Here is a 25,083-nt window from a genome sequence, read left to right as displayed (position 1 = left end):
AGGCTCGCCGTGATCCGCTGGAACGCCGACCAGGCCGAACTGCGAGAAGGTCTGGCCCGGTGGGGTGAGGCGCTCAGCGCCGGCCACATAGAACAGGACGAACAGGCCACGTTCTCCTGGGACAAGTGGAAACTGATCCGGGAGACCGGCATCCTCCAACTGCCCTTCGACGAGCGCTGGGGCGGCCTCGGCCAGTCCCTGCTCACCACCATGTATCTGCTCGAAGGGCTGGGCGAGCACTGCCGTGACTCCGGGCTGAGCTTCTCGGTCACCACCACCATGGCCAGTACCGGCGTACCGGTGGAGAAGTTCGGTACGGACGGCCAGAAGGAGCGGTATCTCACCCGGATCTGCTCGGGCGAGATGATCGGCGCTCATGCCATCACCGAGGCCGAGGGCGGCTCGGACGCCATGGCGATGACCACCCGGGCGGTGCGGGACGGCGACCAGTTCGTCCTGGACGGCTCGAAGATCTTCGTCAGCAACGGCCCCGTCGCCGATGTGTTCGTCGTCTACGCGCGTACGCATCCGGACGGCGGTCCGCTCGGGGTCACCGCGTTCCTCGTGGACCGGGACACCCCGGGGCTCACGATCGGCAAACCCACCAAGAAGATGGGACTGCGGACCTCGCCGCTCAGCGAGCTGTTCTTCGACGAGTGCCGTATCCCCAGGACCCAGGTGCTCGGCCGGGTCGGCGGAGGGTTCATCGTGCTCGACTACGTGATGAAGCGGGAGATCCTGTTCTCCTTCATCGTCAACGTCGGGGAGATGCAGCACCGGCTCGACCGCTGCCTCGACTACGCGAAGACCCGCCGCTCCTTCGGCAAGCCGATCGGCTCGTACCAGTCCGTCGCCAACAAGATCGTCGACACGAAGATCAGGCTGGAGACGGCAAGGAAGTGGCTGTACGACACGGGTGAACGGCTCGCGGCCGGCGAGAACGTCACCGTGGACCTGGCCATCGCCAAGCTGGTGACGAGCGAGGCCAACGTGGAGACCAGCCTGATCGCCGTGCAGATCTTCGGCGGTCACGGCTACATGACCGAGTACGGTCTGGAGAAGGACGTGCGCAACGCCGTGGCCGGCACGATCTACTCCGGCACCACGGAAATCCAGTACAACCGCATCGCCTCGATGCTGGGCCTGGGCAAATGAGCCCGGAACCCGGCTCCAGGCTCCCGGCGGGACACTCGGCCGCACCCGAGACCCGCCGGGTTCTGAAGGTCTGCGGAGCCACCTCGCACGACGACATCGCCACGCTCGCGGCCGCCGGAGCGGACTGCGTGGGCGTATGGCACGGCGTACCGGGCGGCCATGCCGAGCTGTCCGAGGAACGCCTCACCGAACTCGTCGCGGCGGCCCGTGCCACCGGCCGGCTCGAACCGGTCCTCGTCACCTTCCTCAGCGACCCCGAAGCCCTCGCCGGCCTGGCCCGCCGCACCGGCCTGCGCTGGCTGCAACTGCACGCGTACCAGCCGCCCCCCGTCGTCGCGGCACTGCGCGCCGCCCTGCCCGACGCGGTCCTGGTCAAGGTCCTGCACCTGCGCGGCGGAAGCTGCCTCGAACGCCCGCTGATCGGGGCGTACGAACGGGCGGGCACCGATCTGTTCCTGCTCGACGCCGCCACCGAGGACGGCCGGATCGGCAGTACGGGACAGCGGCTGGCGGAGCCGGACGTACTGGCGCTGCTGCCCAGGCTCAGCCGGCCGTTCCTGCTCGCGGGCGGCATCTCCCCGGAGAGCCGTGCCGACTACGACGGCGTCGCCGCCCACCCGGGGTTCCGCGGCATCGATGTCGACACCGCCGCCCGTGACGGCGGCGGACGCTTCTCGGCGCCCGCCGTCACCGCCCTGGCCCGCGCCTGGCGGACCGCCCCGTCCCTTGAGGAGTCCTTATGACCGCCCGCTTCCTGGAAGCCCTGCTGGCCGCCGAACGCCCCCTGGTCATGGAGGTCAAACGGCGCGACGCCCATGGCTACGACCTGCTCGGCGGGCGCACCCCGGCCGCGATCGTCGAGTCGTACGAGGCGGCGGGCGCCCCGTGCATCTCGGTGGTGACGGGACGGTGGTTCGGCGGCACCCCCGCGCTGCTGCGCGATGTCGCCGCGCTCACCGATCTGCCGCTGCTCCAGAAGGACTTCATCACCCGCAGGGACCAGCTCAAGACCGCGGTGGAACTGGGAGCCTCGGCCGTACTGCTCACGGCCGCGCTGCTGCCCAGGTCCAGTATGCGCACCCTGATCACCGCCGCCCTCGCGGCCGGACTCACCCCGTTCATCGAGGTGACCGAGGAGGCCGAGCTGGACGGTCTGCCGCACACCGAGGCATGCGTGATCGCCGTCAACAACAAGGACATCAAGGCCAAGGAGACCGACCGGGGCAATCTCGACCGCAGCCTCGCCCTGCTGCCCGCGCTCCAGGCGGCCGGTACGCCGTGCCCGGTCAGCGCCAGCGCCATCGACAGCCCGGCCGACGCGGCGCGGCTGCTCGACGCGGGCTTCGGCGGACTGCTGGTCGGCACCTCGCTGCTGCGCACCGCGAACGCCGGTGCCTGGCTGGAGGAGCTGGACGGCGCCAGGACCCGCTCCGTCCCGGCCCGCAGGTCCTGACCGCCCCCGGCCGTACACCTTCCGGTCCGTCCTCGCACGTCCCGCCGCCCGCGCCCCCGTCCCCGTACCGCTCCTGCACCCGCTCCCCGGGAGAACCGCCCGTCATGACCGCACCCGCCGCACCCGCCGTCCCCGATGGATCCGCCGCCCCCGCTGATGTCCTGTCGGCGGTGCCCGCCGTCCGTGCCGTCACCCTCGACGCCGACGGCATCGAGATGTCGGGCCTGCTCGCCGAGCCCGATGGCGTCGCGCCCCGCGCCGTGATCGTCGCCATCCACGGCCGGGGCATGTGCGCCGAGTACTTCAACGGGCTGACCGACCCGGCCGACTCACTGCTGGCGCTCGGCGCGCGCCTGGGCTTCTCCGTACTGTCCCTCGACCGCCCCGGCTACGGCGCCTCGGCGCGGCAGATCCCGGAGGGCCAGCCGCTCGGCGAGCAGGCGACCACCCTGCATGCCGCGCTCGCCGACTTCGCCCTGCACCACCCGACCGGCGCCGGATTCTTCGTGGTCGCCCACTCCGACGGCGGCAAGGTCACCCTGCACATGGCGGCCCAGGACGCCGGCCGAGCGCTGATCGGCCTCGACATCAACGGCTGCGGCTGGCGGTACGCCCCCGAGGCCCGGCACTTCCCCGACACCCTCGGCGGGGGCGCCTCCCGCCTCAACTGGGGCCCGCTGAACCTGTACGCGCCCGGTACGTTCCGGGCCAGCCGCGCCCTGCTGCGGCCGGTGCCGCGGCGGGAGGAGATCCAGACGGCGGTGTGGCCCATCCAGTACCCGAGACTGGCCGGCGCCATCACCAACCCAGTCCGGCTGACCTTCGCCGAGCACGAGCTGTGGTGGGAGCTGGACGACGCGGCGCTGGCCTCGATGACCGGCCGGCTGACCGCCGCGCCCCTGGTGACGGTGGAGCGGCTGCCCGCCGCCGGGCACAACATCAGCATCGGCCGCGCCGCCCGTACGTACCATCTCCGGGCGGTGGCCTTCCTGGAGGAGTGCCTGCTGCGCGGCCGGGGCACCACCACCGGCGACTGACCTCCGGGCACCCGGCGGCGCGGGTCCTTCCAGGCCGGTCGAGACCATCGGACAACACCTGGGGCCGCGCCCGAACTCCCCTGCCCGGCAAAGCCGTTCGCGGATTCCTCGCGGTTCCCGTGATCAGTCCGTGGGCATGCCGGGATGGGCGCGGTCCATCGCGGCTACTGTGTGCGGACCGTACCCACCCCCACACCGAGCGACCAGGAAGGACCCCCGCCATGGCGGCACAGAACCCGGAACGTCTGCGGCACCCGGAGCCAGGCCCGCGCCCCCTGCCGGCCGACGGAGGGCGCTCGTACTCCTTCGAGTTCTTCCCGCCCAAGACCGCGGCCGGCGAGCGCACGCTCTGGAACGCCATCCGCCGTATCGAGGCGCTCGCGCCGTCCTTCGTCTCGGTCACCTATGGCGCCGGGGGCTCCTCGCGCGACCGTACGATCGAGGTCACCAAGCGCATCGCCGCCGAGACCACCCTGCGTCCCGTCGCGCATCTCACCGCGGTCGGCCACTCGGTGGCCGAACTGCGCCACATCATCGGCCAGTACGCGGACGCCGGCATCCGGGACGTACTCGCCCTGCGCGGCGACCCGCCGGGCGACCCGCGCGGCGAGTGGGTACGGCACCCGGAGGGCTTCGCCCAGGCCAGTGAACTGGTCTCGCTCATCCGTGAGTTGGGCGACTTCACGGTCGGCGTGGCGGCCTTCCCCGAGCGCCATCCGCGCTCGGCGGACTGGGAGAGCGACATCCGCCACTTCGTGGCCAAGTGCCGGGCGGGCGCCGACTACGCCATCACCCAGATGTTCTTCCACGTCGAGGACTATCTCCGGCTCCGCGACCGGATCGAGTCGGCCGGCTGCACCACCCCGGTCATCCCGGAGATCATGCCGGCCACGGACTTCCGGCAGATCCGCCGCTTCGCCGAACTCAGCGACGCCCGTTTCCCCGAGGACCTGGCACAGCGGCTCGAAGCGGTCCGCGACCTGCCGGGGGAGGGCCACCGCATCGGCGTCGAGTACGCCACGGTCATGGCCGAACGGCTGCTGGCGGAAGGCGCGCCCGGCCTGCACTACATCACCCTGAACCGCTCCACGGCCACCATGGAGATCCACCAGAACCTGGGCGTCGGCGCGGGCGCGCGCCGCGTTCCCGGAGCCCGTCCGGAGCCCGTACCTGTCCCGGTTTCCGTTTTCTAGGAAGACGTTTTCCTTTTCCAGGGACATCTGGAGCCCGGGTCGAGAAAGGCCGGGCGGGTCTGGCAGGGCGCCGCCCGCCCTGCCATGATCTTTCCGCCGGGCCGACTCCGGCATGGACGCACAAACATGGACCTGAGCTTCGTGGCTATGTACCGTCTCACCGCTCTGGACTTGACTGGTCTCATGACGCAGATCATCAGGAATGGCCAGGGAACCGGACCAAAGGCCGCGTGGACACTCTGAGATCAGCGGACAGACCCATCGCCGTGTCACACGTCGGCGGCGGCGTCGACGACGACACCGTGGCAGCCGCCGGATCACCTCTCATCGGACGGCTTCGCCCACCAGACAAGGACATCCCATGAGCTACAACCCGACCGGAACCCCCAACCCCTACGCCGCCCACCCGCCGCAGGCCCCGCCGCGGCGCCCGTACGCCAGAGCAAAGCGGTCGGGCCGCTGCTGATGATCGCCACCATCACCATGGGGCTCATGGCGGGTCTCTTCTTCGCGTACGACATCTCCGTCATGCCGGGCCTGGCCAAGACGGACGACCGCACCTACGTCGAGGCGATGCAGAACTTCAACGCCCTGATCGACGGCAACGGCCTCTTCGGCATGGCCTTCATCGGCGCGCTGCTGGCCGCCGCGATCGCCGCGTTCCTGGAGCACCGGCGGGGCCGGCGGGGCACCGCGCTGTGGATCGGCGCCGCCGCCGTGCTCTACCTGGTGGCCTTGATGATCACCTTCAGCGTCAACATCCCGCTCAACAACGACCTGGCCGCCATCGGTGACGCCGCCAAGGCCACGGACTTCTCCGTCGTCGAGAAGTTCAAGGGCACCTGGGCGACGACCAACATCGTACGGACCCTGCTCTGCACGGCGGCGCTGGGCTTCCTGGCCCGCGCGCTGGTGCTGCACGGCCGGGGCAGCGCCGCGGTGGCGCCCGCGATGCGCCCGTACGGCGTCTGACACCGCGTCCGGTCCGGCATCGTCACGGGCCGGCCGGTACACGGAACCGAGTGAGCGGAAGGGGCGACGGGCCCGGAGCCCGTCGCCCCTTCGGCGTTCCCCGCGACGCACTCGAATGCAGCATCGACGGTGACGCGGTTGTCCCACGGCTCGTTGGGGTGGCGACATCAGCCCGGCGGGCGCCCGTGGACCGGACGGGCCGCGCCGGCTCCGAAGGACGACCGGAGAGAGCCATGACGACCGCACACGCTCCCCATCCCAACCACACCCACCAGCACGGCGGCGGCTGTGGCCATGTGGCCGTCCCGCACAACGACCATGTGGACTACGTACATGACGGTCATATCCACCATATGCACGAGGACCATGTGGATGAGTGCGAGCCCGGCAGCCATGTCCCGCACGGTGGCCACGCGCATCAGCACGGCGAAGGATGCGGGCATGTGGCGGTGCCCCACGACGACCATGTCGACTATGTGCACGACGGACACCGGCACGCCGAGCACGAGGGCCACTGGGACGACCACTGAGCCGAACGGACCAGGTCGTGCCAGGCGTCGCGCGCCAGACGGGATTTGTCAGACACGGCCTGGGCCCCGGCCGCACCCGCGAGGGAGCGACCGGGGCCCGATTCCGTGGCCCGCCGGACGGGAGCCGGAGAGCCGCGGGGTCAGCCGACCGGCGCGGGCGGAACCGCCGGGGCGTCGGCGCCGGCATCGGCGCTGCCGCCGGACGGCCCCTGCTTGCTCTCCTCCGCGAGCCGCTCCATCCCGCTCGTGGTCTTGAGCGGCTTTTCCTTGATGAAGAGCACCGCGATCAGCGCCAGAGCCGCGAACGGGGCCGCGACCAGGAAGAGTTCCGCCGTCGCCACACCGTACGCGTGCTGCACGATCTCCCGCATCGGCGCGGGCAGCGTGGAGATGTCCGGTACGGCGCTCTCGCCCGAGCCGCCGGACGCCGCCGCGCCCGCGCCGCCCAGGCTCTTGGTCATCTCGGCCGTGACCCGGTTGGCGAGGATCGCGCCGAGCACGCTCGTACCGATCGTTCCGCCCATGCTGCGGAAGAACGACAGGACCGAGGTGGCCGCGCCCAGTTCGGACGCGGGCACGTCGTTCTGCGCCGCGAGCACCAGATTCTGCATCAGCATGCCGACACCGATGCCGAGCACCGCCATATAGACGCTGAGCAGGCCGAAGCCGGTGCCGGCGTCGATGGTCGCCAGCAGCGCCAGACCGCCCGTCATGATCACGGCGCCGGCGATCAGATGGATCTTCCACTTGCCGGTGGCGCTGATGATCTGGCCCGCGACGGTGGAGGACACCAGCAGACCGAGGATCATCGGCAGGCTCATCAGCCCAGCGATGGTGGGGGACTTGCCCAGCGAGATCTGGAAGTACTGCGAGAGGAAGACGGTGCCGCCGAACATCGCCACACCGACCAGCAGGCTGGCCAGGGTGGTCAGGGAGACCGTGCGGTTGCGGAAGATGCCCAGCGGAATGATCGGCTCGGGCACCCGGCCCTCCACGAGGACCGCGGCCACCAGCAGCACCACACCCGTACCGGTCAGCGCGGCCGTCTGCCAGGACGCCCAGTCGAACTCGTTGCCCGCCAGCGAGGTCCAGATCAGCAGCGCGCAGACACCCGCGACGATCAGGAACGCGCCCAGGTAGTCGATCTTCACCTCACGGCGCACCGTGGGCAGCCGCAGGGTGCGCTGCAGGATCAGGATCGCGGCCAGTGCGAAGGGCACCCCGATGAAGAAGCACCAGCGCCAGCCCAGCCACGAGGTGTCCACCAGCACGCCGCCGACCAGCGGCCCCGCGACCGTACCGATGGCGAAGACCGCGCCGAAGATCCCCGCGTACCTGCCCAGGCGCCGGGGCGGGATGACCGCCGCCATGACGACCTGCGCGAGAGCGGTCAGACCGCCCGCGCCGATGCCCTGGACGACCCGGCTGAAGATCAGCAGCCCGACGCCCTGCGAGAAGCCTGCGAGCAGCGACCCGACCACGAACATGGCGAGCGAGAACTGGAGCAGCAGCTTCTTGTTGTAGAGGTCGGAGAGCTTGCCCCACAGCGGCACGGTCGCCGTCATGGCGAGCAGCTCGGAGGTGACGACCCAGGTGTACGAGGACTGGCTGCCCCGCAGATCGGTGATGATCCGGGGCAGCGCGTTCGCCACGACCGTACCGGCCAGGATCGCGACGAACATCCCGGCCATCAGACCGGACATGGCCTGCAGAATCTGCCGGTTGGACATGGAGGTCGGCGCTTGTTCCGGCGCGTCTATTGCACTCAAGGTGTCCTTCTTCGGGATACGTACGAGGAAACGGAAGTCGGTGGGGGAGGGGGAGCGTCAGCCGGCCGGAGGCGGCTCCGGGAGGCCGGCGGCGGGGGGCTCCGGGAGGCCCGCCGCGAGATGGGCGAAGACGCGCCGTAGCACCTCGGCGAAGTCGGTCCCGGGGCCCTGCGCGCACCAGTGCTCGATGGCCACCCGGGCGGCGGTACCGGCGACGGCGGCGAGCAGCCGTGAGTAGAGGTCGGGCCCGGGGGTGCCCGGGCGGGTCTCACAGCTCCGGTCCGTGGCCGGTGGCTTCTCCCGCGGGGCGCGCGTGCCGATCCGTACGGCGATGGTCTCGGCCATTTCGACTTCCTCGGCCATGTGCGCGCCCAGGCCCCGGACCAGGAGCTGCGGCGAGCGCTGGAGCACCTTGGCCCGCAGGGTCCAGATCTCCTGCCGCTCGGCCACATCGACGAGTTCGGTGGCGAGCGCCTCGCGTACGGCGTCGAGCGGCGACAGCCCGGCCGGTGCTTCCCGTACCGCCCGTCGCACCCGCTCCCCGGCGTCCCGGTCGATCATGACGAACGCGTCGTCGTGGCTGTCGAAGTAGTTGAAGAACGTACGCGGCGAGACCCCGGCGGCCTCGCTGATCGCCTCGACCGTCACATTCTCGGCTCCGTGCTCGGCGGCCAGCCGCACCGCCGCCTCCGCCAGGGCCGCCCGGGTGGCCCGCTTCTTCCGCTCACGGAGCCCTGGCACCGCACTGTCGTCCGTCACATATTGCAGGGTATGCAAAAGTGCAGGATCTGCAAAACTGGTTTCCGTCGATCACTGGACGGACCGGACGACCGGGTCGGAGCGGTCGCAGAGCGGGTTGGGCCGATCGCGGTCCGATACACGCCACGGGCGCAAGAGTTGGTCGTTTCTGTGGCTGTATCGCTTCGGGCCCTGTAGCGTCTTGATCAGCTGTCGTGGTTCCGAAGTACCGCTCGCCCGTGACGTGCCGTCACGGGCGTTTGTGCTGTTCAGCGTCTCTGCGGACCAGGGCGATCACCTCCGGTTCCCGCACCCTGCGGGAATCACGCGTCCCTTGAAACGGAGACTGAGCAATGGCCAGTGGCACAGTGAAGTGGTTCAACTCGGAAAAGGGCTTCGGCTTCATCGCGCAGGACGGCGGTGGCCCCGACGTGTTCGCGCACTACTCGAACATCGCGACGTCCGGCTTCCGTGAGCTCCAGGAGGGCCAGAAGGTCACGTTCGACGTCACCCAGGGCCAGAAGGGCCCCCAGGCGGAGAACATCCTTCCCTCGTAACGCGTAGTACGGCGTCCCCGGAGGCCTGAGAGGGCCGGGACGACAGGGCGCCGGTCCGGTGGAACTCCCTTCCGCCGGACCGGCGCCCTCCGTTTTTCCTCCGTACGGCGGCGCGTCGCCACCACCCGGACGGAGCGGCTGCCCATGCTGAGGGGGCCGCCGCCCGCATACCGGGGCGGCCGGTACGTACCGGCGCATGTACAGCACAGACGGAGGAGATTCCGTGGCCCTGACCCGAGAAGAGCGCGAACAGTTCCTGGCCGAGCCGCATATCGGCGCACTGGCGGTGAACGCGACGGACGGGCAGGCTCCGCTCACCGTCCCCATCTGGTACCAGTACCGGCCCGGCGGCGAGCTGTGGATCATCACCGGCAGCACCTCGCGCAAGGGCCGGCTCATCGAGGCGGCGGGCCGGTTCTCGCTGCTCGCCGACCGGACCGAACCCACGATCCGGTACGTGGCCGTCGAGGGCCCGGTGACCTCCACCGAGCCCGCCACCCGCGACCACGTCCAGGAGATGTCCGCCCGCTATCTCGCGGCCGACAAGCTCGACGCCTATGTCGAGTTCGCGCTGCGCGAGCACCGCGACCAGGTGGTGATGCGGATGCGTCCCGAGCGCTGGTTCTCGTCCGACCTCGGACGGCTCTGAGCGGCGGCTCCCTGCCGGCACCGTCGCACCGCCGCTCGCCGTACCCCCGCTCGCCCTACCGCCACCGTCAGGCGACGTTCTCCTTGTGCTCCTTCTCCCGCTGCTCCTTCTCCCGCGCCGTGGCACGCAGCAGGCGCTCGGGGAGCGCCAGGTTCCAGGCCGTGATCACCGGCCGGCCGTGCTCCGTGCCCAGCCGGCAGATGGTCCCGGTGGCGAGCAGGAAGAGCGCCCCGGCCGCCGGGGCCAGACCGAGATAGCGCGCCGTCAGCACCCGGAGGAAATGGGCGTGCGAGACGAGGGCGACGTCCTCGTCGCTGGAATCGAGCGCCTTCAGGGCTTCGGCGAGGACACTGTCCGCGCGGTGCCCGACATCCGCCGGGCTCTCCCCGGGCTGGCTGGCGGGACCGGGCACGACACCGTCGGTCCAGAGATCCCAGTCGGGCCGGGTGCGGTGGATCTCGGTGGTCGTGATGCCCTCGTACCCGCCGTAGTTCCACTCCCGCAGATCCGGGGTGACCCGGAAGGTCCCGAGCCCGGCCAGTTCGGCGGTGCGCCGGGCGCGGGTCATGGGGCTCACGAGCGTCAGACCGATACGGCGCTCGCTCAGCAGCGGCACGAGCGAGCGGGCCTGGTTCTCACCGCGCTCGGTCATCGGGAGATCGGTGTAACTGGTGTGCTGCCCGGAGAGGGACCAGGTGGTCTCTCCGTGCCGTACGAGGATCAACTCACCCATGAGTGCCGCCCACTTCCTGCTCTCCGCGCGCGTTCCAAGCCGGGGCCGCCACGGGCCCGCCACACCCAGTGTCCCTTCTTTCGGTGTCCGGTACCCGGCGGGAATGCCACCGGCGGGCGTCGCGTTACACGGACGTACCACTTGATGGAAGCGAATTCCACCATCAGGAAGGATTCACGTATGAAGCCTCGTATTCACCCCGAATCCCGTCAGGTCGTCTTCCGGGACCGTGCCGCGGGAGCCGCCTTCCTGACCCGTTCCACCGCGGACTCGGCGGAGCGGGTGGAGTGGGAGGACGGCAACACCTACCCCGTCATCGATGTCGAGATCTCCTCCGCGAGCCACCCCTTCTACACCGGCAAGGGCCGCGTCGTGGACACCGCGGGCCGGGTGGAGCGCTTCGAGCGCCGCTACGGCAAGGGCGCGCGGAGCTGACCGTACGGCCGTACGGACGGCAGTCGTACGGCGCGTGCGAAGCGTATGAAGGGCCGGACAGGGACCCGAGGAGGGTTCGCTGTCCGGCCCTTCTGTTCGGTCTGTTCTGTGTGTTCCTTGTGTGTGCGGCGCGTGAGCGCGGCGGGGTGCCGGGCGGGTCGGTGATCAGACAGCGCTGTCGAGGGACTCGACGGTCCTGACCAGGGGCGCCAGTTCGGGGTTCTTGGCCGCCTCGTCGAGGGCCTCCCGCAGCGCCCTGTCATTGGTGGGCCGCGCCTGTTCGAGCAGCCGCAGCCCCTCCTCGCTGACATTGGTGTAGATCCCGCGCCGGTCGGTGGGGCAGAGATAGCGGGTCAGCAGACCGCGGTCCTCCAGCCGTGTGACCAGCCGCGTCGTGGCGCTCTGGCTGAGCACCACCGCGTCGGCGACCTGCTTCATCTGGAGATGCCCGCCCTCGCCGTCGTGCTGACGGCTGAGGACATCGAGCAGTGAGTACTCCCGGACGCTCAGACCGTGCCCGGCCTGGAGCGCGCGCTCGATATGCCCCTCGATCCGCCCGTGCAGCAGGGAGAGGGCGCACCAGCCCTGGGCGAGACCCGTCAGCGCGGTGTCCGTGGCGGTCATGGCTTCCTCCTGCGGGCGAGGCGAGGGCGTACGGAGCCCCTGAACCACCCAGGATAGGACATCGCCGCAATATACCGCGCTTGCAAGTAGTCGGCGTGTGCAAGTATTGTCTTCGCGTGTAAGCCGCATGTGCAACCGTCTTGGAAGGCCAACAAACCCATGCCACTCGCGCTGCTCGCCCTGGCCATCGGGGCATTCGGGATCGGCACCACCGAATTCGTGATCATGGGGCTGCTCCCCGAGGTGGCCGGCGAGTACGGCGTCACGATCCCCGCCGCAGGGCTGCTGGTCACCGGCTACGCCCTCGGTGTCGTCCTGGGCGCCCCGCTGATGACCGCTCTCGGCACCCGGATCCCGCGCAAGCGGATGCTGATGCTGCTGATGGGGCTGTTCGTCGCGGGCAATGTGCTCTCCGCGCTCGCCCCGAGCTTCGGGGTGATGCTCACCGGACGGGTCGTCGCCTCACTCGCCCATGGCGCGTTCTTCGGGATCGGCTCCGTCGTGGCGGCGGACCTGGTCGCGCCGGAGAAGAAGGCCGGTGCCATCGCCATGATGTTCACCGGCCTCACCGTCGCCAATGTCGTCGGCGTACCGCTCGGCACCTTCATCGGACAGAACGCCGGCTGGCGGGCGACCTTCCTTGTCGTCGCCGGACTCGGTGTACTCGGGCTCGTGGGGATCGCCGGGCTGGTGCCCGAACAGCCCAGGCCGGAGGGGGTACGGCTGCGCCATGAACTGGCGGCCTTCCGCAACACCCAGGTGCTGCTCGCCATGGCGATGACCGTGCTCGGCTTCGGCGGTGTCTTCGCCGCGATCACCTACATCACCCCGATGATGACCGAGACCGCCGGATTCGCGGACTCCTCGGTGACCTGGCTGCTGGTGCTCTTCGGTATCGGCATGGTCGGCGGCAACCTCCTCGGCGGCCGGTTCGCCGACCGGCGGCTGATGCCGCTGCTGTATGTGACCCTGGGGGCGCTCGCCGTGGTCCTCGCGCTGTTCACGTTCACCGCGCACCACAAGATCGCGGCGGCCGTCACCATCGTCCTGATCGGCGCCCTGGGTTTCGCGACCGTACCGCCGCTCCAGAAGCGGGTCCTCGACCAGGCGTCCGCCGCGCCCACCCTGGCCTCCGCCGTCAACATCGGGGCCTTCAACCTCGGCAACGCGCTCTCCGCCTGGCTCGGCGGCATCGTCATCGCCGCGGGCTTCGGGTACACCGCACCCAACTGGGTAGGCGCCGCGCTGGCGGCTTCCGCGCTCGTCCTCGCTGCCGTCTCGGGCGCGCTGGAGCGCCGTACGCCCGCTGTCACTGAGCGCTCCGGGGACGACCTCGTTACGTTGGAAAAGGTGTGACCCCGCGCTCGTACACGCCCTCTTCTGTCGTCCCTCACCGAGAAACCGGAACAGGAACAGGAACACCATGACTTCCGTCCCGAACGTCGTCCTCAACAACGGCGTCAAGATCCCCCAGCTCGGCTTCGGTGTCTTCCAGGTCGACGACGCGCAGACCACCGACGCCGTCCTGACCGCTCTGGAGGCGGGCTACCGCAGCATCGACACGGCGGCCGTGTACGGGAACGAGGCAGGCGTCGGCCGCGCCATCGCCGCGTCCGGAGTGCCCCGCGACGAGCTGTTCGTCACCACCAAGCTGTGGAACAGGCACCAGGGGTACGACTCGGCCCTCTCCGCGTTCGACACCAGCCTCGCCAAGCTCGGTCTGGACCGGGTGGATCTGTATCTCATCCACTGGCCCACTCCCGCGCGCGACCGCTATGTCGACACCTGGCGCGCGATGGAGAAGCTGCTCGCGGACGGGCGGGCCCGCGCGATCGGCGTGTCCAACTTCCAGCCCGCCCATCTCCAGCGCCTGCTGGACGAGACGGGCGTCGTCCCGGCCCTCAACCAGGTCGAGCTGCACCCCGGCCTCCAGCAGGCGGTGCTACGGGACTTCCATGCCCAGCACGACATCGCGACCGAGGCGTGGAGCCCGCTGGCGCAGGGCGCGCTCCTCCAGGAGGAGGCGATCACGGAGGTCGCGGCACGGCACGAGAAGTCGCCCGCGCAGGTGGTGCTCCGCTGGCACCTCCAGCTCGGGAACATCGTGATCCCCAAGTCCGTCACGCCGTCGCGGATCCGCGAGAACATCGACGTCTTCGACTTCGAGCTGTCGGCCGGGGACATGGATGTGCTGGCCTCGCTCGACCGAGGGCTGCGGACCGGTCCTGACCCGGACACCTTCAACTGAGGCGGAGGCCAGGGGGCAGGGCTGGAGCCCCCAGGGTCTGGCAGCGGCGTTGGTCGCGGGTGGTGCACGTGGCGCATGTGGTGGTGCGGCGGTTGCGGGCGCGGTTGCGGGGGTGCGGGTTGTGTGGCGGTTGTGGGCGCCGGGGTGCGGGCCGGTGTTGGTGCCGGTTGGTCAGGGGGCTTCGGGCGGGCTCTGGGGCGGGACCGTCGGCTGGGCGCCGTCGTCCGGGTTCCAGTCCAGCAGGCGCACCTTCGCCACCGTCCGCACATGACGCCGCATCGCGGCCGCGGCCGCCTTGCCGCGCCCGGCCTCGATCGCTTCGAGGATGGCCCGGTGCTGTGCCAGTGACCGCTTGGGGCGGCCGGGCTGACGCAGGGACTCGGTGCGGCTCTCGGCGATCTGCCCGGCGATCGAGCGCATGAACTCCGCCAGCAGTCCGCTGTGCGCGGCGGCGGTGACCGCCGCGTGGAAGAGCCGGTCGCCCTCCGTTCCGTACCCGCCCGCCTCGATCTCGTCGGTCATCTGGTGCAACGCGTCGTACAGCGCGGCGAGATCCTCTTCCGTGCGCCGCTCGGCGGCGAGTTCGGCGAGCTTGGTCTCCAGCGCCTCACGCGCCTCCAGCACCTCGGGGAGCAGGCGCTTGCGCTCCACCAGCCGCTCGACCGGCTCGGGATCGAGGCCGTTCCTCGCCAGATAGGTGCCGCCGCCGTGCCGTACCTCGACCAGGCCCTGGACCTCCAGGACGACTATCGCCTGCTTGACCGAGGCCCGGCTGACCCCGAGGCGCTGCGCCAGCTCCCGTTCGGCCGGCAGCCGGTCACCGGCGCCGAGGTTCCCCTCGACCACATAGCCGCGCAACCGGTCGAGGACCTGTTCGTACAGCCGCGGCCGGGGCATCGGCCGCAGTGCGTCGGACATCCGGACCCACCATCCCTGCCCCTTTGGGCCTTTGGGCACTGAGTGCGTCAGCGTACCGCGTGGTCCAGTGGCTGAGCCAATTCGTGTCCGGTCCCTTGACGGTCGTGGCGGCCGACGGCCAATGTGGTTCAGCCACTTGGCCAGTTGGCCACTTGGTCGCTGAGCCACTGAGCCACTGGGCCAGTCATCCAGTCATTCGGTTGTCCCGTTGCTCCGTGAGCCAGTTGGCCACTCCGCCACTCCGCCACTCCGTCGGCCGGGTAGCCGGACGGCTGGACGGTCGGTCAGTTCTTCCGCGTACCAGGGACCCAGGGACGGGAGCCCCGCCATGTCCGCCGAACTCATATCGATCCTTGTCCTGGTGGCGGTCTTCGTGATCGCCACCACCCGATCCATCAATATGGGCGCGCTCGCCTTCGCCGCGGCCTTCGGCGTCGGTGAGCTGGTCGCCGGCCTCGACGCGGACGGTATCTTCGCTGGCTTCCCCGGTGATCTCTTCGTGGTGCTCGTCGGCGTCACCTATCTCTTCGCCATCGCCCGCGCCAACGGCACCACGGACTGGCTGGTCCATGCGGCGATCCGGCTGGTCCGCGGCCGGATCGCGCTGATCCCCTGGGTGATGTTCGCGGTCACCGGTGCGCTGACCGCGATCGGGGCCGTCTCCCCGGCCGCCGTGGCGATCGTGGCGCCGATCGCGCTCAGCTTCGCCGTCCAGTACGGGATCAGCCCGCTGCTGATGGGCGCGATGGTGGTCCATGGCGCGCAGGGTGGCGGGTTCTCGCCGATCAGCATCTACGGTTCGATCGTCAACGGCATCGTGGAGCGCGAGAAGCTGCCGGGCAGCGAACTCACCCTGTTCCTGGTCTCGTTGGCGGCCAACCTGATCATCGCCGGGATCGTCTTCGTACTGCTGGGCGGGCTCAGGCTCACCGGCGGACAGTCCGGCGCGGACCGGCCCGGCAAGAATCCCGGCGAGACGGACCGAGCCGCTGAATGGGCCGCTGACCAAGCCGCTGACCGGGCCGCTGAGCGGGCGGGCGCGCCGGAGCATGTCCGCCTCACCCCCGCCCGTACCGCCACCCTCGCCGCCCTGGTCGCGCTCGTTGTCGCCGTCCTCGGTTTCGACCTGGACGCCGGGCTCTCCGCCATCACCCTCGCCGTTCTGCTCAGCGCCTGCTGGCCGGAGACCAGCCGCCGGGCCGTCGGCGCCATCGCCTGGCCCACCGTGCTGCTCATCTGCGGAGTCCTCACCTATGTCGGCGTCCTGGAGGAGATGGGCACCATCGACTACGCGGGCAACGCCGTCGGCGACATCGGCATCCCGCTGCTCGCCGCCGTCCTGCTCTGCTACATCGGCGCGGTCATCTCGGCCTTCGCCTCCTCCGTCGGCATCATGGGCGCGCTGATCCCGCTCGCCGTACCGTTCCTCGCGCAGGGTGAGATCGGCGCGGTCGGCATGGTCGCGGCGCTCGCGGTCTCGGCGACGGTCGTCGACGTCAGCCCCTTCTCGACCAACGGCGCCCTGGTGCTGGCGGCGGCGCCGGATGTCGACCGTGAGCGTTTCTTCCGGCAGTTGATGGTGTACGGAGGGATCGTGGTGGCGGTGGTACCCGCTGCCGTCTGGCTCGTCCTGGTCGTGCCAGGCTCCGTCTGACAGGTCAGACTCGTCCAGGCTCGTCGACAGCAAGGAGAACGACGCGTGTCCCCTCTCTTCCCGGCTCTCGCCGCGCGCGCGGAGCGGCCCGCCCTGCGGTTCGGCGACCGTACGCTCACCCATGCCGAACTGGCCGACGCGGCAGGCGCGTTGGCCGCCCGGATCGGCGGTGCGCGGCGGATCGCCGTCTGGGCCACGCCCACCCTCGGTACGGCCGTGGGCGTGGTGGCCGCGCTGCTGGCCGGGATCCCCGCCGTACCGGTCAACCCCCGGAGCGGCGAGCGCGAGCTGGCGCACATCGTCAACGACAGCGCCCCCTCGCTCGTCGTCGCGGAACCGGGCGTCGTACTCCCTCCGGCGCTCGTCGCCCTGGACCGGGTGGACGCCATCGGCACACCGGGCGGGGCGCCCGCCGGACCGTTCCCCGAGCACGCGCCGGAGTCGCCCGCCCTGATCGTCTACACCTCGGGCACCACCGGCCCGCCGAAGGGAACCGTCCTGCCGCGCCGGGCCCTCACCGCCACCCTGGACGCGCTGGAGGACGCCTGGCAGTGGACCGCCGACGATGTCCTCGTCCAAGCTCTGCCCCTCTTCCATGTGCACGGGCTGATCCTGGGCATCCTCGGGCCGCTGCGGCGTGGCGGATCGGTGCGCCACCTCGGCCGGTTCGACATCGAAGGCGTCACCCGAGAACTCTCCTCGGGAGCCACGATGCTGTTCGGCGTACCGACCATGTACCACCGCATCGCCGAGGCGCTCCCCGGCGATCCCGCGCTCGCCAAGGCCCTGTCCGGGGCCCGGCTGCTGGTGTCCGGATCCGCCGCGCTTCCCGTCCACGACCATCAGCGGATCACCGCGGCGACCGGCCGCCGTGTCATCGAGCGGTACGGCATGACCGAGACCCTGATGAACACCAGCGTGCGCGCCGACGGCGAGCCGCGCGCCGGAACGGTCGGTGTGCCGTTGCGCGGCGTGGAACTGCGGCTGGTCGACGAGTCCGGCGACCCGGTCGAGTCGTACGACGGGGAGACGGTCGGCGAGATCCAGGTCCGCGGCCCGAACCTGTTCACCGAGTATCTGAACCGGCCCGACGCGACCCGGGAGGCCTTCGTCGACGGCTGGTTCCGTACGGGGGACATGGCGCTCCGCGATCCCGACGGCTATGTCCGCATCGTCGGCCGCAAGGCCACCGACCTGATCAAGAGCGGTGGTTACAAGATCGGCGCCGGTGAGATCGAGAACGTCCTGCTGGAGCATCCGGGGGTACGGGAGGCCGCCGTGACCGGCGAGCCGGACGCCGATCTGGGCGAGCGGATCGTTGCCTGGATCGTCCCCGCACGGGCCGAAGCGCCGCCGTCCGCCGAGGAGTTGGCGGACCATGTGGCGGCGCAGCTCGCGGTGCACAAGCGACCGCGCACGGTGCGCTATCTGGACGCCCTGCCCCGCAACGACATGGGGAAGATCATGAAGCGGGCACTCCATGGCTGAACGGCTGACCGCGCGCGAGGCGATCGCCGCTGTAGTCGGCGAGGACGCACCGGCCGGCGAGGGCGCGATGGCCGACGAGGGAGCACTGACCGGTGCGGGCGCGTCGGCCGGTGTGAGCGCGTTGGCCGGTGCGGGAGCTGCCTTCACCGAACTGCCCATGCCGGAGGGGGAGTCGCTGCCGGACGGGCCGCTCGGGTGGGAGGGGTACGATGCCGCGCGCGCCCGCGCCCGGGACCGCACCGGTGAGCAGGAGTCCGTCGTCTGCGGCACCGGCCGGATCGGTGCCACCGAAGCGGTACTGATCTCCTTCGAGTTCGGCTTTCTGGGCGGCTCGCTGGGCAAGCGCACGGGTGATCGGCTGGAGGCCGCGTACTCCCTCGCACGCGAACGTCGGCTGCCGGTGGTCTCGTTGATCGCCACCGGCGGCAGCAGAATGCAGGAAGGGATGCGGGCACTACTCCAACTCCAGCGGGTGGCACGGCAGTCCGCGCTCACCCGCGCGGCCGGGCTGCCCCAGATCGCGGTGGTGCGCGATCCGACGACCGGTGGTGGCTGGGCCACACTGGGCGCGGGCGCCGATGTCGTACTGGCGCTGCCGGGAGCCCAGATCGGCTTCGCCGGGTCGCGCGTACGGCCGGCTGATGCCGACCCGTACGCCTATACGGCCGAGGCACAGCTCGCCGCGGGGCATATCGACGCGGTGGTACCCCCGGGTGACTTGCGCGCCACGGTCGGGCGCTGGCTGACGCTGCTGACAGGCGGCGGCGCCGGTGCACCGGACGCTGTGCCGGCGCTCGCAGCGCCGCCTGCCGGTCTTGGCCGCGGAGAGCTGCCGGACACCGGGTGGGACGCGGTCGTCCGCGCCCGTTCGCCCGAACGGCCGCGTGCCGAGGCGTACTTGGACGCGTACTTCACCGAGCGCGAGGCGATCGTCGGTGACCGCTGCGGCGGTACGGACCCCGGGATGCTGTGCGGGTTCGGCCGTCACGGCGGGCGGACCGTCGCGTACGCCGCGCAGTGCGGCACCCCCACCCTCCCGTCGGGCTATCGCACCGCGGCCCGGCTGATCCGCCTCGCCGACCGGCTGGGCATCCCCGTACTGACCCTGGTGGACACACCTGGCGCGGCCAACGACGCCGAAGCGGAGCGCGGGGGAGCGGGCGCCGCCATCGCGGATCTCTTCGCGGCCATGGCCACTGCCCGGGTGCCGCTCACCACCCTGCTGATCGGCGAGGGCGGCTCGGGCGGGGCGCTGGCGCTGTCGGCGCCCGACAACACCTGGGCCACGCCCGACAGTTACTTCTCGGTCATCGCGCCCGAACTGGCCACGGCGATCCTCAAGCGTTCCCCTGACCGGACCCGCGCGACGGCCGACCAGCTCCGGCTGCGCCCCCAGGACCTGGTGTCGCTCGGTGTGGTACGCGGGATCGTGCCGCCGGGGTAGGCCGCCGCTCCCTGGACATGGGGCGGGGCGGCGCGGGGCGGGTCGCGGTTGGTCGTGACGGGTCGCGGCGGGTCGCGGCGGGGATTCTCATGGGGCTCTCACCAGTCGTTCAGACAATATGCTTAGGCTGAGACGCGTGACATACACGACTCCGCCGGGCTGGTATCCGGATCCAGGGCACTCGGGCGACGGCCCCCAGCAGGAACGCTGGTGGGACGGTTCAGCCTGGACCGATGAACTCCGCGCCGCGTCCACCGCGGAGTGGGCGCCGCCGACCGCCCCTCCCTTCCCAGGAACGCCCCCGTATCCCGCCGTACCGCCGCCCGGCCGTACGAACCGTGGCCGACGGATCGCCGTCGGTGTCATCGCCGTGGTCGTGGTCATGGCCATCGCGGGAGGCTTCTACCTCCTCGGGCGCGACGGCGGCACCGACAGCACCGCGCAGCGGGCCGGGGACGCTCCGTCCGCGGCCCCCTCGCGGCCCGGGCTGCCCGACGGGCCGCAGGGGGAGCCGCGCGGTCCCGGCGACGGTGAGAGCGGTATGCCCGGGATGCCCCAGACCGAGGACGGCTACGCCACCGACGCGGCCAGCGGGATCAGCATCCCCGTGCCGGATGGCTGGACCGGTGAGTCGGGGGTCGTCGGCGCGGGAGTGACCACGGGGAAGTACGCCTGTCCCGGGGACTCGTCCCAGAGCTGTGTCCGGGGCGGGGTGTTCTCCGCTCCCGCGTCCGCGATGAAGATCGAGGCCACGACACCGAAGGCGGCGGCCGAGAAGGACATCGCGGCCAACGCCGAGGAGTCCTACGGCGGCGAGATCTACGGAAAGATCTCCTCCCACGAGGAGCTCAAGTCCGAAGAGGTCACCGTCGCCGGGCAGAAGGGCTATCTGGTGCGGTGGAAGGTGGTCACGAGCAGGGGCGACGACGGCTATGTGCAGTCGCTCGCCTTCACCTCGCCCGCCACCTCGGGGCTGATGGTCGTCGTGCGCTCCGGCTTCGACATCAACGACAAGGCGCCCAAGCTGTCCGTGATGGACGAGATCACCCAGGGCATCAAGGCCGCGGCGGGCGGGGGCAGCGGCAGCGGCCAGGGAGTCTGAGCCACCGCTGCGCCGCTGCCGGGAAGCGCCCCGCCTGTTCGAAGAGGGCGGGGCGCTTTGTGGTGCGGGGGGTGGTCCGGCGGGTGTCAGGACCGGTCGCTGCTGTTGCAGTCGGGGGACTTGCCGACCGCGTCGGTGTAGGCCAGGAGCAGCTTGTGTACCGCTTCCTCGTCCACGCCGAGGTCCTTACGGACGAGAATGGTGGCGAACGGATCTTCGTTCCGGAGTCCCTCGGGGGGCGTGCGGCAGTTGATCTTGGCGACGCCGCCTTCATCGGAGTAGACATAGCGCCCGTCCTTGCTCGCCTTGTCCTCCAGGTCCGCCATGTGTGAAGCGAGAACCCTGGCCATCGAGGTCCCCTTCTCGTACCACTCCGTGATCGTCGTCAGGACCACGACCTTGTCCACGATCACTTCGCAATTGGTCAGACCGTTCAGCGTGTCCTTGTTCGACGACATCTTGTCGCCGGGGGGCAGCACCGGTTCCAGGACGGTCGGAGGGATGGCGATGCCGCAGAGCTCGTCCGGGGTCGTATAGGCCCTTTTGGGCTCCGGATCCGAGCACCCCGCCAGGGTGAGGGCCATGAGCGCCATCAGGGCCAGGGGGGTGCGGAGACGGCGGCTTCCCGTGCTCCTCGTCGCACCGGCACCGTTCATGTCCCCTCCATGGGTGACCGCGCTCGACAGCGGGCTGCCGTCGCTGCGCTCCGGGCATTTGTGGGTCATCCGGGCTGGACCTCCGTGCTGAGGTCGTCCGCCATGCGTTGGGCGTTGGCCGAGGCGTCCAGGAATCCGTCCTGTGCGCCGAGCCGGGCCCAGTTCGCGACCTGGTCGGCGTCCGGGCGGTGATGGAGCTGGGCCGCCTCCTCGGCGGCCCTTTGGCTCACATCGATGTTCAGCCGTTTGGCGTCCCGCCAGAGGTCGGCCGCGTCTCGGGCCGCGTCCTGCGCGGCGTTGGTCTCCGACTGCTGGAAGATGTGTTCGAGCACCATGCTGCTGACGGTTCCCGCCGCGCCGCCGGCAGCCGCGCCGCCCACTGGGGTCGCGATAAAGCTGACACCGACGCCAATACCCGTACCGATAGCCCCTGACCAGGCGTTCTTCTGTTGGGCGATCGAGTCCTCGAAGTCCTTGGCATCCGCCGCGGCGGGCCCCACGATGGCCTCCTGCCGCCCCACGGCGAGTGTGCCGCCGACCTCCGCCGAGCGCCGGGCGATCTCCTCGACGACGGACTGCGTGTTGTCCAAATAGCGCTGGTCTTCGGGCAGGTTGGGGTTGAGGTGATAGTCCATCAGATTGGCCATATAGGCGGCCTGTCCCACCTCGATGGCCGCGTTGCCCTCGGGGTTCTGCCCGACGGTGACGAGGAAGCGGGTGACGTCCACATGGTTTAGGTCGGCCACACTGCCCGCAGCAGGGAACAGCTTGTCGATGGAGCCGTGCACGTCGTCTGCCGTGGCCCGGTTGATGTCCGGCAGATACTCCGAAGCGATCTGCCCCATGCTGTCCGACATATAGCCGTGATCACTGAGCCGACTGGGATCGTCCGAGACAGAGCTGAAGATGCTCTCCACCAGATTGGCCTGCGCCTCGGTGTGTGCCGGGGTGTCCGCCGTCGGCATCTGGCCCGCCGGGTGGCCAGTGGTGGCCGCCTCCAGCGCCATGCCCATGTAGTTGCGCCCCGAAATGCTTTCCTCGCCCTCCGAGTCCCAGTCCTGGGGCCACTGCCGCTCCTCGAACAGGTACTGGAAGTTGCTCAGCGCGGCCTTCTCGTCATCGCCGTCGCCGTCCGTGTCCCGCTTGAATTCGTGGTCGTCGTCGGCCGACACGTACTGCGAGTTGAAGAAGTCGGTCGCCGCGTCCGGGCTGTTCGACAGCGCCCGCATGTATCCGACGAGCGGGTCGATCCCGTCGTCCGTGCCCGTACGGTTCAGCGGATCGAGATGCGGGTTGCCCCAGGGGTACGCCTCTTCGCGGCCGTTGCCGGTGAGCCTGCGCTCCTCCGTCATCAGCGCGCTGCCGTAGCTCCTGAGGAACTGGTCGTCGTAGTCGCCCCAGCGCATCAGATTGCTCATGATCTGGAAGCCCGTGGGACCGCCCTCGGCCGGCACCATCCGAGGGCCGAGCGTGACCGCGTCCGTGCGCCAGGCGGCCATCGCGGGGGTGTCGGCGTGGCTGGCCGTGGCCAGGGTGAGGCCGAGGCTCCGCTGGAGCTCGTCGTACTGGTCGACCCGGTCGTCGAGCCGGCCGGTGAGCAGGACGGACCGTTCGTTGATGCCCGCCCAGAACGCCATCGTCCCCTCGGCGCCGAGCCGGGTCGCGAACCGTTCGGCGAACAGTTCGTCGCCCGAGTAGCGGCTCAGGCCGGCGCGGATCCGGTCGAACTCCTCGGGCGACAGATCCTCCGGCTCCTGAGCTGCCAGCTCCGCCAGCTCCTCGGCCTCCCTGATCGCGTCCTGAGCCGCGTCGCGGTCGGCGTACTCCGCGCCCGAGAATCCGTACGTAGTGAGGTCGACCAGAGTCCTGAGCGCGGCGGACGCCGAGTTGTCGATCTCCGTGGCCGTGTCGAGAATGCCCTGGAGTTCGTCGCGCAGTGCCTCTACGGCCTGCCGGCCGCTGGACGGCGGAGCGTCGGGGGCGGCCGTGACCGTGAACCCCGAGCTGTTTGAGCGTACGGTGAGATGGCTGGTCCTGCCCCGCTCGACCGCCTCGCCGAGCAGGCGCTTCTGGGTCTTCAGCTCGTCGCGGGTGTCGCGCATGATGTTGCGGATCGAGGTCGCCTGGGTGTGGGCGTCGTCGAACTCCCCGGCGGTCCTGGCCACGAACGGCCGGGTGACTCCCGCGTTGTAGCCGGCCCAGTCGGCGGCGTCCGCCTTCGCCTTGAGGCCGTCCCTGGCGGTGGTCCTCAGTTCGGACAGCCTGGTGATCATGGCCGTCCAGTCGTCAACGGTCTCGTCGAGCTGTGAGAAGTTGGCCTGGTAGAGGGCTTCGAAGTTCATCAGTCCTCCTCCTCGGCGCGGTCGTCGGAGTCCTGGTTGTCCGTCCCGTACACCGGGTTCTGGGCGCCCGGCTGCCTGTACGACTCGTTGAACCCGGCGTCCAGTGTGGCGATGCCGCTCACATGGCGGACGATCGCGTCCTCGTGGTCCTGATGGGTGCTCTGCGTGACGCGCATATGGTTCGAGATGAGCGCGCAGGCATCCATGAGCGTCGCCAACTGCGAGTCCCAGCGCAGGGATACGCGTTCCAGTGCCCCGCCGAGTGCGAACCCCTGGTCGCGCAGGGCGCGCCCGGCTCCGTCGGTGCTGGTCACCCGGGCCTGGTCCCAGAGCTGGTTGTAGAGCGTGAACGCCTCGGCGCCGACCGCGGCCAAGTCCTGCTGACCGACCCGTAGGTCACCGGGCTGAAGGCCGGTATTGGGCCTGTCCTCCTCCGGCAACTGGTTGAGCCGCATCTGCGTGCCGCCGCCCTGCTCTTCGGCGGCCGCGGCCTTCACCTGCTCCCATTCCTCCCATGCCACCCGCGCGCCCCTTCCCCCGTGTGCGGATGCGTACAACACCGCGACCCTACAGGTCAGTTGCTTGCTTTGCCGCAGCAATCTGGCTGTTCCGGCGTGTTGTCGGCGCCGGTGGGCGGGGTGTGCGGGGGCATGGAGATCCTGCTCGTCGGCCGCGGAGGCGAGGTCCGGGCCGGGGTCGGTGAGGGGGGCGACGGGAGCCGGCGGGCACATGGCAGGGTGTCCGGCAGAGTACGCGGGTCCCGGCGTCGGCCGTGGAGAGCACGGTGAATGGATGTCAAAAATGTCCATTGCCGCGTCCATTGCCGCTGAGCTGGCCTTTCCGGCTTCCGCGGTGCTCTCGGACGGTACTCGTCAGGCACGGAATTCAACGGGGAGACAGTGCACATGCAGATATCGGCGAAGGCGGACTACGCGGTACGGGCGCTCGTCGAACTGGCCGCCGACAGCGGACGGCCCCTGACCTGTGAGGGCATCGCGTCCGCGCAGGACATCCCGTTCCGGTTCCTCAAATCGGTCTTCCGGGATCTGCGGCAGGCCGGTCTGGTCCGCAGCCGGCGCGGCTGTGAAGGGGGTTACTGGATCGGCCGCGATCCCGCCGCCATCAGTGTGGCCGAGGTGATGACCGCGGTGGACGGTGAGTTCTTCACGCTCCGCGGCGAACGGCCCGAGACGCTCAACTACCCGGGCGCTGCCCAGGGGCTGCCGGATCTGTGGCGTGCGGTCGAGGCATCGGCGCAGTCGGTGCTCGGCCGTACGACCATCGCCGGACTCGCCGCCGAGGGCGCCGGGTCCCGGAACACCGGTCGGCGGACCGCGGTTCGCGATGTCTCCCCGGTGGTCCCGGCGTAGGCTGGCGCGAGCGGCG

25 protein-coding genes are annotated in these 25,083 nt (G+C 70.4%); 17 read left to right on the top strand and 8 right to left on the bottom strand.

What is annotated here, in order from left to right:
* The first annotated feature begins 9 nt into the window (after positions 1 to 9).
* The 7 genes from KQY30_RS01290 (at position 10) to KQY30_RS01260 (ending at position 6,340) form a co-directional block, all read left to right on the top strand.
* Positions 10 to 1,155 carry an acyl-CoA dehydrogenase family protein gene (locus KQY30_RS01290; protein ID WP_217305157.1) on the top strand — a complete coding sequence of 382 codons (1,146 nt, stop codon included), beginning with the start codon at positions 10 to 12 and terminating at the stop codon, positions 1,153 to 1,155.
* Positions 1,152 to 1,898 (top strand): N-(5'-phosphoribosyl)anthranilate isomerase, encoded by a 747-nt coding sequence (locus KQY30_RS01285; RefSeq protein WP_217305156.1) that lies wholly within the window; start codon positions 1,152 to 1,154, stop codon positions 1,896 to 1,898. The genes KQY30_RS01290 and KQY30_RS01285 overlap by 4 nt, the downstream gene beginning before the upstream one ends.
* Positions 1,895 to 2,608 carry an indole-3-glycerol-phosphate synthase gene (locus KQY30_RS01280; RefSeq protein WP_217305155.1) on the top strand — a complete coding sequence of 238 codons (714 nt, stop codon included), beginning with the start codon at positions 1,895 to 1,897 and terminating at the stop codon, positions 2,606 to 2,608. Before KQY30_RS01285 ends, KQY30_RS01280 begins: the two co-directional genes overlap by 4 nt.
* Before the next feature lie 104 nt (positions 2,609 to 2,712).
* A complete protein-coding gene (locus KQY30_RS01275; RefSeq protein ID WP_254406863.1) occupies positions 2,713 to 3,645 on the top strand; it encodes an alpha/beta hydrolase in 933 nt (310 codons plus the stop codon).
* A gap of 221 nt (positions 3,646 to 3,866) precedes the next feature.
* Complete coding sequence (metF, locus tag KQY30_RS01270) at positions 3,867 to 4,838, top strand: methylenetetrahydrofolate reductase [NAD(P)H] (RefSeq protein WP_217305154.1); 972 nt, start codon at positions 3,867 to 3,869, stop codon at positions 4,836 to 4,838.
* Positions 4,839 to 5,303: 465 nt separating this feature from the next.
* Entirely contained in the window at positions 5,304 to 5,810 is a 507-nt protein-coding gene (locus tag KQY30_RS01265; RefSeq protein WP_217305153.1) for a DUF1772 domain-containing protein, read from the top strand.
* Positions 5,811 to 6,043: 233 nt separating this feature from the next.
* The gene (locus tag KQY30_RS01260) at positions 6,044 to 6,340 is read left to right on the top strand and encodes a hypothetical protein (protein ID WP_217305152.1); all 297 of its coding nucleotides are present in this window, start codon (positions 6,044 to 6,046) and stop codon (positions 6,338 to 6,340) included.
* Positions 6,341 to 6,480: 140 nt separating this feature from the next.
* Here KQY30_RS01260 and KQY30_RS01255 read toward each other — a convergent pair whose 3' ends face one another.
* Together KQY30_RS01255 and KQY30_RS01250 are read right to left on the bottom strand one after the other, a co-directional pair.
* The gene (locus KQY30_RS01255) at positions 6,481 to 8,070 is read right to left on the bottom strand and encodes an MDR family MFS transporter (protein ID WP_217310659.1); all 1,590 of its coding nucleotides are present in this window, start codon (positions 8,068 to 8,070) and stop codon (positions 6,481 to 6,483) included.
* 96 nt (positions 8,071 to 8,166) lie between these two features.
* Positions 8,167 to 8,877, bottom strand: a complete 711-nt coding sequence (locus KQY30_RS01250) for a TetR family transcriptional regulator (protein WP_217310658.1) — start codon at positions 8,875 to 8,877, stop codon at positions 8,167 to 8,169.
* 323 nt (positions 8,878 to 9,200) lie between these two features.
* Here KQY30_RS01250 and KQY30_RS01245 point away from each other — a divergent pair, with 323 nt between their 5' ends.
* Both KQY30_RS01245 and KQY30_RS01240 read left to right on the top strand, forming a co-directional pair.
* Entirely contained in the window at positions 9,201 to 9,404 is a 204-nt protein-coding gene (locus KQY30_RS01245) for a cold-shock protein (RefSeq protein WP_041994569.1), read from the top strand.
* 223 nt (positions 9,405 to 9,627) lie between these two features.
* Positions 9,628 to 10,053 (top strand): pyridoxamine 5'-phosphate oxidase family protein, encoded by a 426-nt coding sequence (locus KQY30_RS01240; protein WP_217305151.1) that lies wholly within the window; start codon positions 9,628 to 9,630, stop codon positions 10,051 to 10,053.
* 67 nt (positions 10,054 to 10,120) lie between these two features.
* On the opposite strand, the gene KQY30_RS01235 is transcribed toward KQY30_RS01240, so the two are convergent.
* Positions 10,121 to 10,786, bottom strand: coding sequence for a histidine phosphatase family protein (locus tag KQY30_RS01235; protein WP_217305150.1), 666 nt, complete (start codon positions 10,784 to 10,786; stop codon positions 10,121 to 10,123).
* 180 nt (positions 10,787 to 10,966) lie between these two features.
* Here KQY30_RS01235 and KQY30_RS01230 point away from each other — a divergent pair, with 180 nt between their 5' ends.
* Entirely contained in the window at positions 10,967 to 11,221 is a 255-nt protein-coding gene (locus tag KQY30_RS01230; RefSeq protein WP_046508179.1) for a type B 50S ribosomal protein L31, read from the top strand.
* A 165-nt stretch (positions 11,222 to 11,386) separates the two neighbouring features.
* On the opposite strand, the gene KQY30_RS01225 is transcribed toward KQY30_RS01230, so the two are convergent.
* Positions 11,387 to 11,845 (bottom strand): MarR family winged helix-turn-helix transcriptional regulator, encoded by a 459-nt coding sequence (locus KQY30_RS01225; protein WP_217305149.1) that lies wholly within the window; start codon positions 11,843 to 11,845, stop codon positions 11,387 to 11,389.
* Between the two features lie 159 nt (positions 11,846 to 12,004).
* Between KQY30_RS01225 and KQY30_RS01220 the strand changes: the two genes are divergently transcribed.
* Positions 12,005 to 13,201, top strand: coding sequence for an MFS transporter (locus KQY30_RS01220; RefSeq protein WP_217305148.1), 1,197 nt, complete (start codon positions 12,005 to 12,007; stop codon positions 13,199 to 13,201).
* Between the two features lie 67 nt (positions 13,202 to 13,268).
* Positions 13,269 to 14,093 carry an aldo/keto reductase gene (locus KQY30_RS01215; RefSeq protein ID WP_217305147.1) on the top strand — a complete coding sequence of 275 codons (825 nt, stop codon included), beginning with the start codon at positions 13,269 to 13,271 and terminating at the stop codon, positions 14,091 to 14,093.
* Positions 14,094 to 14,264: 171 nt separating this feature from the next.
* Here KQY30_RS01215 and KQY30_RS01210 read toward each other — a convergent pair whose 3' ends face one another.
* Positions 14,265 to 15,011 carry a FadR/GntR family transcriptional regulator gene (locus KQY30_RS01210; protein WP_217305146.1) on the bottom strand — a complete coding sequence of 249 codons (747 nt, stop codon included), beginning with the start codon at positions 15,009 to 15,011 and terminating at the stop codon, positions 14,265 to 14,267.
* Between the two features lie 328 nt (positions 15,012 to 15,339).
* Here KQY30_RS01210 and KQY30_RS01205 point away from each other — a divergent pair, with 328 nt between their 5' ends.
* From KQY30_RS01205 to KQY30_RS01190, 4 genes are all read left to right on the top strand, one after another.
* A complete protein-coding gene (locus tag KQY30_RS01205; protein ID WP_217305145.1) occupies positions 15,340 to 16,665 on the top strand; it encodes an SLC13 family permease in 1,326 nt (441 codons plus the stop codon).
* 45 nt (positions 16,666 to 16,710) lie between these two features.
* Positions 16,711 to 18,153, top strand: coding sequence for an acyl-CoA synthetase (locus KQY30_RS01200; protein WP_217305144.1), 1,443 nt, complete (start codon positions 16,711 to 16,713; stop codon positions 18,151 to 18,153).
* 157 nt (positions 18,154 to 18,310) lie between these two features.
* Entirely contained in the window at positions 18,311 to 19,597 is a 1,287-nt protein-coding gene (locus KQY30_RS01195; protein ID WP_254407509.1) for a carboxyl transferase domain-containing protein, read from the top strand.
* A gap of 136 nt (positions 19,598 to 19,733) precedes the next feature.
* Positions 19,734 to 20,699 carry a DUF2510 domain-containing protein gene (locus tag KQY30_RS01190; protein ID WP_254406862.1) on the top strand — a complete coding sequence of 322 codons (966 nt, stop codon included), beginning with the start codon at positions 19,734 to 19,736 and terminating at the stop codon, positions 20,697 to 20,699.
* An 86-nt stretch (positions 20,700 to 20,785) separates the two neighbouring features.
* On the opposite strand, the gene KQY30_RS01185 is transcribed toward KQY30_RS01190, so the two are convergent.
* From KQY30_RS01185 to KQY30_RS01175, 3 genes are read right to left on the bottom strand one after another with little or no spacing between them, the layout of a single operon-like run.
* Entirely contained in the window at positions 20,786 to 21,424 is a 639-nt protein-coding gene (locus KQY30_RS01185; RefSeq protein WP_217305142.1) for a hypothetical protein, read from the bottom strand.
* Positions 21,421 to 23,697 (bottom strand): hypothetical protein, encoded by a 2,277-nt coding sequence (locus tag KQY30_RS01180; protein ID WP_217305141.1) that lies wholly within the window; start codon positions 23,695 to 23,697, stop codon positions 21,421 to 21,423. Before KQY30_RS01180 ends, KQY30_RS01185 begins: the two co-directional genes overlap by 4 nt.
* Complete coding sequence (locus KQY30_RS01175; RefSeq protein WP_217305140.1) at positions 23,697 to 24,218, bottom strand: hypothetical protein; 522 nt, start codon at positions 24,216 to 24,218, stop codon at positions 23,697 to 23,699. Before KQY30_RS01175 ends, KQY30_RS01180 begins: the two co-directional genes overlap by 1 nt.
* Before the next feature lie 384 nt (positions 24,219 to 24,602).
* On the opposite strand from KQY30_RS01175, the gene KQY30_RS01170 reads away from it, so the two are divergent.
* Entirely contained in the window at positions 24,603 to 25,067 is a 465-nt protein-coding gene (locus tag KQY30_RS01170) for an Rrf2 family transcriptional regulator (protein ID WP_217305139.1), read from the top strand.
* The last annotated feature ends 16 nt before the right edge of the window (positions 25,068 to 25,083 follow it).

The organism is Streptomyces sp. GMY02 (assembly GCF_019056675.1).
Lineage (GTDB): Bacteria > Actinomycetota > Actinomycetes > Streptomycetales > Streptomycetaceae > Streptomyces > Streptomyces odonnellii.
This window is presented reverse-complemented; position numbering and strand designations above follow the sequence as displayed.